The sequence below is a fragment of the Cognatishimia sp. 1_MG-2023 genome (assembly GCF_030548175.1).
GTDB lineage: Bacteria > Pseudomonadota > Alphaproteobacteria > Rhodobacterales > Rhodobacteraceae > Cognatishimia.
Map to the genome: position 1 here is coordinate 68,103 of NZ_JAUORX010000010.1, position 14,437 is coordinate 82,539.

Here is a 14,437-nt window from a genome sequence, read left to right on the forward strand (position 1 = left end):
GTGGCAAAGGCTTTTGTCTTGTTGACGCTTATACGGCGACGTCTTGTAGCGCAGTCCACAATGCTTGAAGGGGTGGTTTGTCATTTTCACGTCGGCGGTAAACTCGGACGTCGACCGAAGAGGCAAGTGAGTTGCCGCCCACGCGGGCAAGTTGACCGCTTTCAAGTTCTGTCGCGCAGAGACGGTAGGGAAGCCAACCGAGGCCAAAGCCCTCGAGTATTAAAGCTTTGACCGAGTTGGCAAGAGAGTTTTGACTAACCACAAGGGTTTTGGGGCTGCTCAATTGAGCCCGTAGAATATCGTCGACGATTGGTCTGAACGCCGAAGCTGCACTGTAAGTCAGCAGCGGTATGCGCTGCTTTTCTTTGGGGTTTAGCGTAAATATCGGATCGCCATTCGCATCTGCTTTGGCTACCGGAATGAACGCGTCTTTGTAGAGCGTAAGATAGTCAAATTGAATGGTCTCAAGCGGCGAGAGGTATGTCATTGACGGGTGCCAATAGTTCAAAATGACATCGCAATGCGCTTGTTGCAGCGCGCTGACGAATTTGTCGGCGGGCCATGAGGCAGAGTTGAGGTCAATGGACAGGCTGCCTTCGGGAACAAGTGGGGCAATTCGGGTTTTGTAGTACGTGGTATACAGCGATTGTGAGGCGGAAAACCGAACAACATTTTCACCTGCCGCATCAACGGATTGGCAACGCTCGACTGTTTCGTCAAGCATTTGCAGCATCATCCGTGCCTGCGATGCAAAGACATCGCCGGCCGGGGTGAGCGACAAAGGTAGCGTTTCGCGGTTGATCAGTTGCACGCCAACTGCGTTTTCAAGTGCCCGTATCCGGCGGGAAAACGCAGGTTGGCTGACGTGACGCTCTTCGGCCGCGCGGGAAAAGTTCCTGCACGCTGCGAGGGTCTCAAAGTCTTTCAGCCAATTAAATTCCAAACGTGTATTCCGATTCCTGGGCCTAAACCTGGGGTGTGATCCGGTCTTCTTCGACGGCGTGACAGGCTACCAGACTACCATCGGGTTGCCGGATTGCTTTAGGTTTTTCTTCGTCACATCTAGAATTGGCGAAGGCACAGCGGGATTTAAAGGGACAACCCTGCGGCAGGTTTATCGGTGTTGGGATCTCTCCCTTCAATCGAATATGATTTGGGCGGTCGTCCTTTAATTGCGGCACAGCTGATAAAAGTGCGCGCGTGTAGGGATGTTTTGGACTGCTAAAGAGGGTTCGCGTATCGGCCACTTCGCAGATTGAACCGAGGTACAAAACGACGACGCGGGTGCCAAAATGTTCAACGACGCTTAGGTCGTGAGTGATGAACAGATAGGTCAGGCCACGGTTTTCTTTTGCCTCTAGCATCAGGTTTAGCACCTGCGCCTGAATAGACACGTCTAGCGCGCTGATAGGTTCGTCCGCCACGATGAATTCAGGATCAACGGTTAAAGCGCGCGCGATGGCTATTCGTTGGCGTTGACCGCCGGAGAATTCGTGTGGATAGCGTTTTGCCCAGGCAGGATCGACACCAACGGATTTCATCACCTCGGCCACACGGTCACGCACATCGGAACCGCTGAATTCGGGGTTGTGATGGCGCACGGGTTCTTCAAGCGCTTCTAGGATTGTCATCCGAGGATTCAGCGACGCATAGGGATTCTGAAAGATCATCTGGATCTTTTTGCGCAGGGGCCGCATGGCATGGCGCGATAAATTATCGATACGTTGTCCGTCGTAGTGAATTTCACCTTTGGTAGGCGTCAAAAGACCAGCCACCAAACGAGCGACCGTCGATTTACCACAGCCCGACTCGCCGACAACGCAAAGAGCTTCGCCGCGGTGTACATCCAGAGAGACGTTATTCACAGCGTGAACAGCGCGGGTTTCGCGGGTGATTTTACCACCGCGCAGCTTTAGCGTTTCAAGAAAGCCTCGATCCAGATCGAATTTCTTCTCAAGCCCTTTGATTTCAAGCAAGGGCTCGGCATTGGTCATGTCTTTCATGCCTTTTCCTCTTCGCGGGCTTGTTCTGATTGCAAGCGCTGGACCTCATGGCAGGCCACCTCGACCTCGCCATAGTGGCTGATCTGTGGGATTTGGCTGCGGCAGGTGTCGGTTGCAAAAGTGCAGCGCGGATTGAAGGCGCAGCCATTGGGTACTTGCGCCAAGGTCGGCATATTGCCGGGAATTTGACGCAGTTGTTCGCCGGGTAATGTTTGCTGTGGCAACGCATTGATCAAGCCCTGTGTATAGGGATGCTGCGGATCATTGATGATCGAGCGCGTACGCCCACTTTCGATGATACGACCAGCATACATGACTAACGTGCGTTCTGTCATTTGGCTCACAACGCCAAGATCATGGGTGATCAAAATCAAGCCAACTTGGTTGGATTGGCAAAGTTCTAGCAGTAGCTCCATGATGTCGGCCTGAATGGTCACATCAAGAGCCGTGGTTGGTTCATCGGCGATGATTAATTGTGGGTCCAGCAAAAGCGCAATCGCGATGATGATCCGCTGTCGCATCCCGCCCGATAACTCGTGGGGGTATTGGTCAAGCCGTTCTTCAGGCGAGTTAATGTAGACTTCGCGTAGCTTCACAACCGCAATCTGGCGCGCTTCTTCAACGCTGAGTTTGCGGTGCGCGCGCAGGGTTTCAACCATTTGCTGGCCGATGGTTAGAACCGGGTTCAACGTGACCATTGGATCCTGGAAGATCATGGCCATGCGATTGCCGCGCACTTTGCGAAGTTGTTGGTCGTTCATCTTCACGACATCTTCGCCATCGAACAAAATTTGTCCGTTGTCGATATAGCCCGGACGGCTGAGCAAGTTCAAAAGCGAGAAGCCAGTGATTGACTTCCCTGCCCCGGATTCCCCAACGATGCCGAGGCGTTCGCCTTTGGCTAGGTCGAAGGAGATTCCGTTTAGGGCTGTTACCGTTTGATCGCGCATTGCGAATTTAACGGTTAAATCTCGGACGGATAACAAAGACATGACGTCACCCTTTGTAAAGTTTCGGGTTGAGCACATCACGTACCCAATCGCCCAAGAGGTTGATAACAAGCACAAGCACCACAAGAACGATGCCTGGGATCACAGTGATCCACCAGCTGCCGGAATAGATATAGTCAAAGCCTGCCGAAATCAGTGAGCCAAGTGAGGGCTGACTGGGTGGCATGCCAAGGCCAAGGAAGGACAACGAGGCCTCTGAAATGATGGCGTTGGCGACTTGAACGGTCGAGATGACAAATATCGGTGACATCGAGTTTGGCAGGATATGGCGCAACATGATGCGCATGGGGCCAAAGCCCAAGACACGGGCGCTGTCGATGTATTCTTTCTTTTTCTCAGCCAGAACGGTGGCACGGACCGTACGTGCGTATTGCGGCCATTCAGCGACGCCAATAACCGCGATCAAAAAGAATACAGCATAGCGGTTGAACGTTTCTGATCCAAAGAGGGCCTGAGTTACAGCTAAGAAGATGATGGCAACCATCAATGTGGAAAAAGACAATTGAATGTCCGCCATGCGCATCAAAAGACTATCTGTTCGACCGCCCACATAGCCCGCGACAAGGCCGATAGAAATCCCAAGAAACGCTTGCAGGGCAACGGCGCAGAGGCCGATGATGATGGAAAGCCGTGTGCCGTATAGGATGGTGGACAGCAGGTCTCGACCTTGATCATCGGTACCAAGGACAAATTCCGGCAAAGCACCATTAATCCAAACAGGTGGATACTCTGAGTTCATCAGGTCGATTTGTGCCGGATCGTAGGGGTTATAGGGCGCAATTAGGGGCGCTAAAAATGAAAGAACGGCGATAGCTGCGAAGACACCGAAGCTAAACAACGCCACTGGATTTCGGCGAAAGCTGTAGAGCATGTCTGAATCCATGATCTTTGCCAACCGCGATGGCTCTGCCTGATGTGGCATCTGCGTGTCCAAACCTTGCTCGCTCATGCGCCCATCCTCGCTAGGTTTACGGTTGGGTTGACCAAGCCATAGATCAAATCAACGATTGTGTTTGTCACAACAAAGATGAAGCCAACCACAATCAGATAAGCAACGATCAATGGTGTATCGACACGGTTCACGGCCTCTAGGAACATGAAACCCATGCCGGGCCATTGAAAGACAGTTTCGGTCAAAATGGTGTAGGCCACCATGGTACCGATCTGCACACCACCCACGGTGATGACGGGAAGCAATGTGTTCTTGAGAGCATGTACAAAGTAGATACGCCAGGGGTTGATGCCTTTGGCCGTAGCATATCGGACGTATTCCGATTGCAAAACTTCCATCATTTCTGCCCGGATCAAGCGTACGAATAGCGGCAGCATGATGGAGGCCAAGGCAATAGATGGCATGACAATGTGAAGCCAGCCATCTACGGTGGCAAAGTTGGTGTCCCAGTAACCCCAGACATGCACGATGTCACCGCGGCCAAAGCTGGGGAGCCAGCCGAATTCAACGGAAAAGACAAAGATCATCAGGATCGCAGTTAGGAATACCGGAACTGAAATTCCTACGATTGAAAGCCCCATGATCACTTTGGACAAAATCGCGTTAGGTTTAATCGCGGTGTAAACGCCAAGCGGAACAGAGAGTCCGATAATGATCAATGTCGCGCCAAAAACGAGTTCTAGTGTCGCTGGCAGTTTCTTTAAGATCACATCAAGCGCAGGTTCTTTGAAGAAATAGGATGTACCAAGGTCACCTTGCAAGGCGTTGCCCGCAAAACGCAGATATTGTTGCACAAAACTGTCGTTGAGACCCAATTCGTCACGCAGTTGTTGGCGCACTTCTTCAGAGACCGATTGCCCGACTAGCTCGCGCAGTGGATCGCCTAGGTTGCCTTGTATGGCGAATGCGATCAACGAGATGACAAACATCACCGCAATCGCCTGAAAGACTCGTTTCACGAGATAGGCAAACATATTCCTCACCCAATATTCGAAATGATCCCTGCCGTTGCGAGGCAACGGTGCTCTGCTTGATTACAGGCTTATAGCTTAGGGGAAATTGCCCGGGCTAGCTTTATATCGCCAGCCCGGGCTCTTAGGGATTACTCGCTAACAACAAGGTCGCCGAAATACGGGAAGTTCAGCGCGTTGACGATTTCGCCAGCGTTCATGTTGTCTTTTGCACCCCACGCAAGGTTCTGCCAATGCAAAGGAATGAAGGCGGATTCTGCGTACAGCATACCTTCGAGTTTTTGCAGCGCTTCCGCACGTTTCGCAATGTCAGTTTCCGTGTTGGACGCGTCCATCAAGGCATCTGCTTCAGGAGAGCAGAACGCGCCGGAGTTGTACTGACCGTTGCCGCTATCTGCATCTTGGCAAGCAGATAGGAACTGGTGGAAGTTTGCAGAGTCTTCGGTGTCAGCATGCCAGCCGATCATCATCATATCAGCCGCGCGCTCGTCGAACTTTGGCCAGTATTGCGCTTTTGGCATTGTTTGCAGATCAACTGTGATACCGATTTGAGACAGCATAGAGGCCACAGCCTGTGCAATCCGGTCATCGTTAACATAGCGGTTGTTTGGGGCCATCATTGTGATGGATAGGCCATCTGCGTATCCTGCTTCGGCCATAAGTGCCTTGGCTTTTTCCACGTCATAACGAGGTGTTAGTGAAGGATCATGCCCCAAATAACCCGCTGGGGACGCCTGAGCGGCTACGGTGCCAAAGCCACGCATGATACGATCAACGATGCCTGCGTTGTTGACTGCATAGTCGATTGCTTGACGCACGCGTGCATCTTTGAACGCGTCAACACGATCTTGGTTCATTTGGAAGGTGATGATCCGAGTGCCAGGCATGGTGATCAGATTGACGCCATCTGCGCCTTCAACGCGGGCCAAATCGGTTGGCGGAACCGGAGCAATGAAGTCAACATCGCCAGAAAGAAGCGCGGCAACACGTGTTGGGTCTTCTTTAATTGGGGTCAGGATGATTTCATCCACGTTGCCCTTTGAGGCTGTGTCCCAGTAGCTATCGTTGCGATCGAACACAACTTTGACGCCCTGCTCACGTTCTGTGACTGTGAACGGACCGGTGCCAGACATGTTGCGAGATGCGAAGCTGTCGCCATGCTTGACGATCTCGGCTTTGTTTTTGCCGTCATCGGTTGTGCCAGTGTAGAAGGCGGAGTCCATCGCGAACAGGTATGTTGCAGTATGCAGTACCAATGGGAACGGTTCAGCGGTTTTCAGATCAATTGTGTAATCATCAACAACTTCGACATCGGTAAACGGTGAAAATATACCTTTGAAATCGTCGCTTTCTTTGATGCGATCAAAAGTCCAGTCGATGTCTTTTGCGGTAAAGTCATTGCCACTGTGGAATTTGACGCCCTTGCGCAGCGTGAAACGCATAGTAGTTGCGTCGATTTGCTCCCAGCTTTCTGCTAGACGGGCTTCGAATTGCAAGTCTTGTGTCCAGCGCACAAGCGGGTCGAACACCATGTGGTTGAGCTGCAGCGTGCCACCAGACAGTTGTTCGTAAGGATCCATAGAAACGGGGTCCGCATCATAGGCAACACGAACAGTGTTATCGGCGTAAGCAGCGCTTGATAACGAGGCGATAAGTGCGGCAGCAGCTACACCCATTGTAAATTTAGACATAATTATACTCCCTCTGATTTTATTGACGCCAGTATCCCCGGTGAAAATGAATCTTCAAATGCCGGTTTTGCATAGGGTTATGCATGCGGCGAATAGCGCTTCAAAAGCCTAAGAATAGTTGAGTGTTTTAGAATGAAGACTGGCGTATAAGCTATTTATAAATTAGAACTTTTTGCGAGCGAGCCCATATTGGTATTCAGGGTACTCGCGCACATGTTCGTATCCTAAATGCGGTAGAATACTATCCCAAACTAAGCGCACAGATTGCGAGGCGGCCTCGTCAGGGTCATAGCGGTTGGCCAGTTTTGGGTTGTTTTCGTAATAACGGGATGTTCCGATGGCCCAATCCATATCATCCAAAAGCAACAGGCCTCCTGGGCGCAGAAGCATATCAACCAGCAGAGCGCCAAAACCTGTACTATCCCAAGTGTGACCGCCGTCAAAATAACAGAGGTCAAATTGAGGGCGCGGATTGGCGTTGATGAGGCGCTGCAATTCCCACGTGTATGACCGTTTTGCAAAGAATGGGGTAACCCGATGGCTTAGGCCAGATTGGTCTAGGATGTCTTCGATATTGGGGCTGTGTTTTCGTGCAGTGGCTAGATCTATAGTTGAGAGATGCCCGGCATTCTGATCCTCTAGGATAGAACCAATATAAGCGCTGCTTTTTCCCTGATAAAAACCAATTTCAATGACATCATGCACATTGTTTTCTGTGATGATGTCACGCAGGATTTCGGCCCTTTGTCGATCCATGTAGGGAACGTCGCCAAACTTCGCGTCGATTAAATCTGCTTTTGACATTGGGTTCCCACTTTCCGGTGTAGCTTTAGTTAGCTTCGCTCCTTCCACGCTGCAGCATGGATGGAGCGAATAACGTGAATTCTGGTGTCTTGGATGGCGATGACATCTGTTTCAGGTGGCAAGAGCGGTAACAGCAAATTCAAAGTCGACTGAAACGTGTCTTGGCCAGGGGCCATATCCCGAAGAATTGCGATACTGACTGTGCTGACTTCGTCGGGCAAATCGTCTTGCGAGATATGGCGAATGGATGGAAATGAGGAGCATAAGTCGTGTAAAGCGTCTTGGGTCTCTACGCCAAGATAACTTTGGGCGCCGCACATAATGTGGGCCAGTCCTGAAAGTGCCAAATTTGGGCCTATTTCTAGAATGTGCGCCCCAATCAACGCGTCGCCAAGCCTAGAAGCGGCTTTAAGCGCACCACTTGAAAAGCAGTTTTCGAACAACGGTAAATCAATTGCGGTGGCAGACCAATCGTGCCGAGAGTGATGCATCCAGAACGAACGTATGGCCCAGATTAAGCTGGTATCAGCTGATTTAGCGAGGCGCGGAAATCGTTCAGCATTTTGAAAGCACAAAAGATCTGAAAAGACTGCAAGTTGTGGCTGTGCTTCTTTTGGTGAGTCGAGGGTTGCTTCGACTGTGTCCCACGCGGACAAATACGCTGTGTCTTGTGGTAACTTAGCGAGGGTAGAATAAGCTGCTGGCCAGTCTTGAATAAAGACTAAGTAAGCGAGGCGAGCCATTTGAAAAAGCGGACCATTCCAGGGATCAGTGTTTGGTGTGCGCAAATCGACATTGGCGAAGATGTCGGGTGTGAATTCTATATCCTTCAGCATGGCAATGTGTTCACCGGGTTGAAGGACCGCGATGTTACACCACTTGGGCTGTCCTGTTGGGACCAACGCCAAGATGTTGCGTCGTAGCAAAAGATCAATCAAACACATCATTTCAAGCTGTGCAGGATTTAGCCCGTGTTTCACGAGGATGTAACCCTGTGGCGACATCGCCATTCCTATTGATTTCAGGCAATGCAGTAGTCCGTGGCCATCTCGTGGCGCGTCAATCAGGCAAAAATCAAGCGTGCCGTGGCTCCATTCGAACTGTTCATAAAGCGTTTCATGTATTGTTGCCTTGAAGTTTCGGTCGGCCAGGTTCGCTTCAAAGACGGGTCGAAAACTCTCACCGACTTGTAGTACATTTGGATGGTTCTCAGCATTCTGTGCTGTCCAGACAAAGCGATCGACCACGTGTAATTCACCATATTTGGCGAACAACGCACTAACCCCACCCAGCCATGGACCAAACTCAATCAGCCGCGCGTTTTCTGGTAGTTTTTCAAGAATATTGCTTATCAGCGCAACATCCGTCTCCCCCATCATTCGGGGCAGGTCGGGCAAATTTTCTAAGGATTGCTTGTCAACCAAAGGTGACAGTTGCATACTGATTTTGCCTTGTAATTAGACGGGATACGTATGGATCAGGGTAGTTTACTGGAGCAATTCGCGCAAGTTCGTCGCCAGCTGATGACCCTTTGCGCAAAAGACCGGTATTCTGCTGCCCATATGTTTCTTGTTGGATCAGGCATGACACCGAGCGCGGCCCCAGGTCTTTGGGAATATGTCGCCCGTCGCGCCAATGAGGCTGGGCATCACCCGATTGCGCATGAATTACGAAAGACGCTTTGGAAGTCTGACATTCGGAATGACGACATCGCCCTACAAGAAGCGCAGTATTTTCTAGGTCGCAAAGACTACGAAAACTGTTGCTTTGTAATAGAGGCGCAGTTTGGATCGGTACCAGACTATCCCATGGCACTGGCCCTTCTGACGCGAGCTTATATGTTGATGGCTCGATCCCAAACCGGTCTCTCACGGCTGCGCACAAATCGCGAGATCGCGCTGCGTTTAACGCGGGCCGTAATTTTCGCGACGGCTGATCACGCTGCCGCTGCAATTGATCTATTGCGTTTCAGTGGTGAAATTGATCGTGCCATTGCTCTGACGCAACAGGCGCGAAACGAGTTTCCCGACGACATTCGCTTTCAGATGCGCGAGGCGCGTATTGAAGAGCAAAAGGGGCAGTTCGACCGTGCTATTGCCCTGTGGAGTAATGTCGCTGATACTTCGGATCGTTATCGCCTTGAGGCTCTGTTCAAGTTGTACGGATTATATAATCGGCTAGAGCAAGAGACTGCCGGACAGAAGATTGCAGCGCGTCTGCTTTTAATGGAATTACCCATAGATCGCCGAATTCAATTAGCGCTTTTGATGGGGCAGCCAAAAGTACTGCATGCGCTGGTAAAGCTAGCGGCTTTGGGCGGGGCGAGCGATGCGCCGTTACACTTTGAACAAGGTCTGGCAATTGGCGATCTGTTGTTGGATCACGGATATATTGGGCTTGTCCTTTGGCTGAGGCGGCAGCGGATGCCGCTTAGTGACAGGGTCAAGGCAACTTTGGATGCTTGCCAGTTTGGTGACCGGCCGGATCGCGCTATGCCGGATAGCTTTGAAGAGGCAGTAAGCTTGCGTAGTCCAGATTTTATGCTGCCTTTAGACAGGTTCGCGCCAAGAACCCCTAAACCGCCAGGCTGGCCAGGCAGTCGAAGTGATCCAGGGCGAATTCTATTGGTGAATTCATCGCTGAAAGCCGGTGGGGCAGAGCGGCAATTTGTAGCCTTGGTTCGAGCGCTGTGCGAGGCTGGAGTTGATCGGGAGAATATTCATGTCGGATTGTTCAATTTGGATGAAGACAGACGCATGGACCACTTTTTGCCTGACTTACGAGCGTTGGGTGTGAAAATACATGATTTGGCACGCCGACAAGTAAGCAATCCGCAATTACCCCATGACGTTGGGCATATGGTTAATGCCCTGCCAAGCCAATTGAAATATGACCTACGGCCGCTCTGGTATTTGGTACAAGAGTTACGACCAAATGTAATTCATGGGTGGCAGGACCGGTCCGCCGCAGTCTGTGGATTGGTTGCGCATTTGGCTGAAACCGAGCGTGTCGTTCTAAGTATGCGAAATATGACACCGCAAACGCGTTATGATCGTAACTTAATGGCTCTAAAGCCGCTATTGTCGTCGTATTTGGAAAAACCGAACTTCGTTTTGACTGCGAACTCGAAATTAGGGGCCACAGATTACGCCGAATGGCTCAATGTCCGCCAAGTAGATGTCGGGGTCATGACCAATGCTGTAGATATTGCGCCTTTTGCAAGGGTCGCGGAGTTAAAGAAAGCAACTCGGCTAAATGATGCGCCGCTCCGTGTGGGCGGCGTTTTTCGTTTTGCGTTGAATAAGCGACCATTGCTTTGGCTTGAAACCGTTGCGGCGCTGCGCAATCACTTGGACATTGACGTTGAACCGCGACTTTATGGCGAAGGTCCTATGGAGGCCGAAATGCAGCGGTACGCTGATGACTTAGGGCTGGGGTCATTGCGTTTGGTTTCTGGTGAGGCCGATCCAGCGAAGCTGTATTCTGATATGGACGTGTTGTTGCTGATGTCACGTGTCGAAGGCGTGCCCAATGTTCTGTTAGAGGCGCAGGCCTGTGGTTTGCCAGTTGCGGCATGTCGTGTTGGGGGCGTTGAGGAGGCCGTTCAAAATCGCGGAGATTCTGCGGCTTTGGTGATGGAGCCTGATGTCAGTGCGGCTATAGCGGCAAAGTCTATTGCCGAATGGTTACCAAATGCGCTTGCCGCCGAACACTTTCCTCGCGTTGGCTTTGTTCGCACGCATTTTAGCCCAGAGGTCTTAGCAAAACAGGCGTTGCGCTACTATTGCGGACAGGGGGATGTCTAGTGCAGGCCCAAGACTCTAGCAAAATTTGGCGTGTCGGTGTTTTGGGGGATTTGTATGACCCGGTTGGTCAACTGTTGGAAGATATTCCAGCTCGGGCGACGCACCTTTTTGTTCCCATCGAAGACCCTGCAAAAGACGCAGAATATGTGGATGAAATCATTGTCCTGTCGCAGTCATATGCGTTGGCGCACCTCCCAGGATTGTTAAAATGCGATCTCCCTTTCAGCATCGTATTGCGACGACTTGATACTGAGGTGCATCCACGTGACTGGCGCAGAGAGTCAGAGATTCTGAAACGGTGTATCGCGGACGCAGAAGACGCCAATATCCAACTTGCGGCATTGACTGAAGCTGCCGCTTCTGAATTTCGTATGGAGTTTGGATTTAGAGTCAAAGCATTAGACGCCCTTGTTCCGGTAGCCGATGGATTGCCTCCTTTTGCAATTGATCGCCAACAGCGCGAAGTGACGTTTGCACTATCTGGGCAAAACAAACCGCGAGAAAGCCGCCGGGTTGAAACAGATGCGCTACATTGGGCACGTTTGCGACGTCTGTCTGTACTGCATGGGTCCGACCATACAGATCTAGACCTGCAGGATATGGTGTCTTGGGCGAACTCCAGCCGAGGTCTGCGAATGGCAAATGATAAGCCGCAAAAACTGCGTTGGTTGGCCGTTGTCCCCAACGGTGTTGGGCTTGGGCACATTACGCGTATGATGGCATTGGCCAAAGCCGTGCAGGCTCATCATGACGCAGAGGTTATCTTTTGGTGTTTCTCAAGGGCTGCGGAAATTTTGCAAGCGGCGGGTTTCCAGATCGTGTTGCGCCAAAATGCGGGGCACCTAAAAGCACACCCACCTGCATGGCGCGATTGGGAAACCCAAGAATTCTCTATTGCCTTACAGCACCTCCGGCCAGATATTGTTTCCTATGATGGCGCGGTCATTGATCCGTTTATCTTCAGGGCTTTACGCATGCCAGGTTGCGGCAAAAGTGCGTTTCTATGGGTGCGGCGCGGTATGTTGCGATACGACTCAGATCCGCAGTTTCTTGAGAATGAGCAGTTTTGCGACTTAATCCTAGAACCAGGTGATTTAGCTGTAGCTGTCGACAAAGGCCCAACCAAAACAAGACAAGCGCGGCTGCGGGGATTTTCAGAAACCTATGTAACGAAGCCAGTGGCCCTTGCGAAAATGATTGCACCTTATTCTCGTCGAGAAGCTAAGCGACGGATGAAACTCGGATGGGGCAAACACTGTCTTGTGTCATTGGGAGGGGCGTTTGGAGATTGGGATGCAATCGAGGCAGAGATTGTCGCGCAGGCCAAAGCCAAAGGCGTCACATTGATCTGGGCTCAGTCGCCATTGGCGCCCCCGCCACAATCTCAAGAGACGCTTATTCGCAGGTTATTTCCGCTCAGTCGATATTTGCCGGGGATCGACGGAGTCATTACAGCAACGGGATACAACAGTTTTCATGAATTGATGTTGGGGTATTCGGGGCCGGTGATGTTTGCCCCAACAAATTTCGTACGTATGGATGATCAAGTAGCGCGTGCCAGCTATGCAGCCGAACAAGGTTGGTCTTCGGTTGTGTTTTCCGATCAGCCTGATGGCATGAAGGACCGTATTGGGGACTTCATGCAGCAAGTCAAAGATGGGGCGACCTTCCGGAACCGGCCAACAGATAACCTTGACGGAAGGGCCTTCGCCGACCGGCTACGCAATATCTGTCAACGTTATAGACGGGAGATTTGAAATGGGAGAATCCGCTGATCCAAATTTAGGCTCCGCCGCCCTGTTGCGCCGACTGGCACGCGACAATCAAACGATGGGCCCTCGATTGGCACAGCTAGAGTTTCAGCAAATGATGCGTGAGCTCGCGAACCCGACGTTGTTTGACCTTGTGATAGATTTTCCTGAGCAGGAGAAAGTACGGCCATTGGTGCTCCCGACGATGGCAGAACATCCAATGGCCAACCGTGCACCGGTGTTAAACGTTACGCTTGGCAGGACAGCTTGGATTGAAAACCCTGATAGCTTACCCGTTGTCGGGATCTTCATTTCTGATCATCAGCACCCCGCAACACGTCCTGCACTTGCCGCGTTGATGCGGCAACACCATGCAGCACCATTTGCAAGGTTCGTTTTTCTATGTGCATCCATGCGACCTATTCCGTTTCTAGGACGATATGAATTCACATATGAGTATGTCAGCGCGCAGGACCCAGTGGTACTCGCTCGTCGGTTAAGGCTTCGGTATGGGATGGAGCAGATACGGGATTTGGGCAGCGGGCGCCCGATATGGCGTGGAAAGCGCGCTATGAACACGTCGAACGGCGAAAATCCGGGTGAAACTGGCTGAATTTCGCCTGCCTCAATTATAACATAATTTTTTGGTGACCTCGGTAGAAACGTTTCTTAAATCGGGTTCAGGCATGATTGAGCAAGCGCTGCAAAACGCAGGGCACCTTTATCAGGTCAAAAATGCGGAAGTTGAGGGCTAGAGTATGAAGAAGACGGTTCTTGGGGCCATAATTGCGGGCATCTCATTGGCAGCAGCAGGACACGTTTCGGCGGCAACCTGTGCTGATCGTGACCACGTTATGGCTAAACTAGCGGAGCAGTTTGGCGAAGCGCCTGTTGCAAATACAGTCAGTCACAGCAAACGGGTTCTTGAGGTATTTGCCTCCCCGAATGCAGAGACATGGTCCATCGTCGTGACTTTGCCGGAACGCAATCTCGCGTGTCTTGCAGCAACAGGCAAAGGCCAAGTCAGACTCACATCGACCTTGCAGTCACTGTAATAACTGCAAGGCCGTAAATGTTTGGATAACCTGCGGTGTTCAGGGTGTTGGTCTATGGGCTACCATTTGCCGCCACCACCTCCGCCGCCTCCATCGCAGTCACCACCACCACCGGATGCGTTCCAAAGCCACCAATCGAGGTAGTTACTCTCTCCGTTTGGTGTTTGAACCTGCATGGTCGTGCGAAGCGCAAGGTACTGCGACATTTGTTGCGAACTACCGCGCGAAATAAACGTGTCTACCCAGTGGGAATCCAACGCTGTTACTTCTTCGGGGGTGGCTATCGCGTAAGACGTGCGAACCGCGAATTCGAGATCTTGCTCTAAATCCGTCAGATTTAGAATATCAATCAACTCATCACGTAGTGGCAATTGTCCCTGCCCGCTGTCCAATT

The 14,437-nt window shown here is 51.4% G+C and carries 13 protein-coding genes; 4 read left to right on the forward strand and 9 right to left on the reverse strand.

All coding sequences use genetic code 11. The annotated features are described in order from the left end of the window. Positions 1-28 precede the first annotated feature (28 nt). The 8 genes from Q4544_RS14275 to Q4544_RS14310 all read right to left on the reverse strand — a co-directional run bounded on the left by Q4544_RS14275 (position 29) and on the right by Q4544_RS14310 (position 8,870). Positions 29-943: a LysR family transcriptional regulator gene (locus Q4544_RS14275; RefSeq protein ID WP_303507395.1), complete on the reverse strand. Its 915-nt coding sequence runs from the start codon at positions 941-943 to the stop codon at positions 29-31. 22 nt (positions 944-965) lie between these two features. Beyond that, positions 966-2,003, reverse strand: coding sequence for an ABC transporter ATP-binding protein (locus tag Q4544_RS14280; RefSeq protein WP_407063050.1), 1,038 nt, complete (start codon positions 2,001-2,003; stop codon positions 966-968). Then, entirely contained in the window at positions 2,000-2,995 is a 996-nt protein-coding gene (locus tag Q4544_RS14285; protein WP_303507396.1) for an ABC transporter ATP-binding protein, read from the reverse strand. Before Q4544_RS14285 ends, Q4544_RS14280 begins: the two co-directional genes overlap by 4 nt. A gap of 4 nt (positions 2,996-2,999) precedes the next feature. Further along, on the reverse strand, positions 3,000-3,935 hold the full coding sequence (locus tag Q4544_RS14290; protein WP_407063051.1) for an ABC transporter permease: 936 nt from the start codon (positions 3,933-3,935) through the stop codon (positions 3,000-3,002). A 23-nt stretch (positions 3,936-3,958) separates the two neighbouring features. Continuing rightward, entirely contained in the window at positions 3,959-4,939 is a 981-nt protein-coding gene (locus Q4544_RS14295) for an ABC transporter permease (RefSeq protein WP_303507398.1), read from the reverse strand. Positions 4,940-5,067: 128 nt separating this feature from the next. After that, positions 5,068-6,627 carry an ABC transporter substrate-binding protein gene (locus Q4544_RS14300; protein ID WP_303507399.1) on the reverse strand — a complete coding sequence of 520 codons (1,560 nt, stop codon included), beginning with the start codon at positions 6,625-6,627 and terminating at the stop codon, positions 5,068-5,070. 162 nt (positions 6,628-6,789) lie between these two features. Further along, on the reverse strand, positions 6,790-7,431 hold the full coding sequence (locus Q4544_RS14305) for a class I SAM-dependent methyltransferase (protein ID WP_303507400.1): 642 nt from the start codon (positions 7,429-7,431) through the stop codon (positions 6,790-6,792). A gap of 29 nt (positions 7,432-7,460) precedes the next feature. Beyond that, entirely contained in the window at positions 7,461-8,870 is a 1,410-nt protein-coding gene (locus Q4544_RS14310) for a hypothetical protein (protein ID WP_303507401.1), read from the reverse strand. A 33-nt stretch (positions 8,871-8,903) separates the two neighbouring features. On the opposite strand from Q4544_RS14310, the gene Q4544_RS14315 reads away from it, so the two are divergent. The 4 genes from Q4544_RS14315 (at position 8,904) to Q4544_RS14330 (ending at position 14,043) form a co-directional block, all read left to right on the forward strand. Beyond that, a complete protein-coding gene (locus tag Q4544_RS14315) occupies positions 8,904-11,237 on the forward strand; it encodes a glycosyltransferase (RefSeq protein WP_303507402.1) in 2,334 nt (777 codons plus the stop codon). After that, entirely contained in the window at positions 11,237-12,994 is a 1,758-nt protein-coding gene (locus Q4544_RS14320) for a hypothetical protein (RefSeq protein ID WP_303507404.1), read from the forward strand. Before Q4544_RS14315 ends, Q4544_RS14320 begins: the two co-directional genes overlap by 1 nt. Position 12,995: 1 nt before the next feature. Then, positions 12,996-13,601 carry a hypothetical protein gene (locus Q4544_RS14325; protein ID WP_303507406.1) on the forward strand — a complete coding sequence of 202 codons (606 nt, stop codon included), beginning with the start codon at positions 12,996-12,998 and terminating at the stop codon, positions 13,599-13,601. Positions 13,602-13,746: 145 nt separating this feature from the next. Beyond that, entirely contained in the window at positions 13,747-14,043 is a 297-nt protein-coding gene (locus Q4544_RS14330) for a hypothetical protein (RefSeq protein WP_303507407.1), read from the forward strand. Between the two features lie 59 nt (positions 14,044-14,102). Here Q4544_RS14330 and Q4544_RS14335 read toward each other — a convergent pair. Then, a partial coding sequence (locus Q4544_RS14335) for a hypothetical protein (protein ID WP_303507409.1) occupies positions 14,103-14,437 on the reverse strand: 335 nt, incomplete at its 5' end.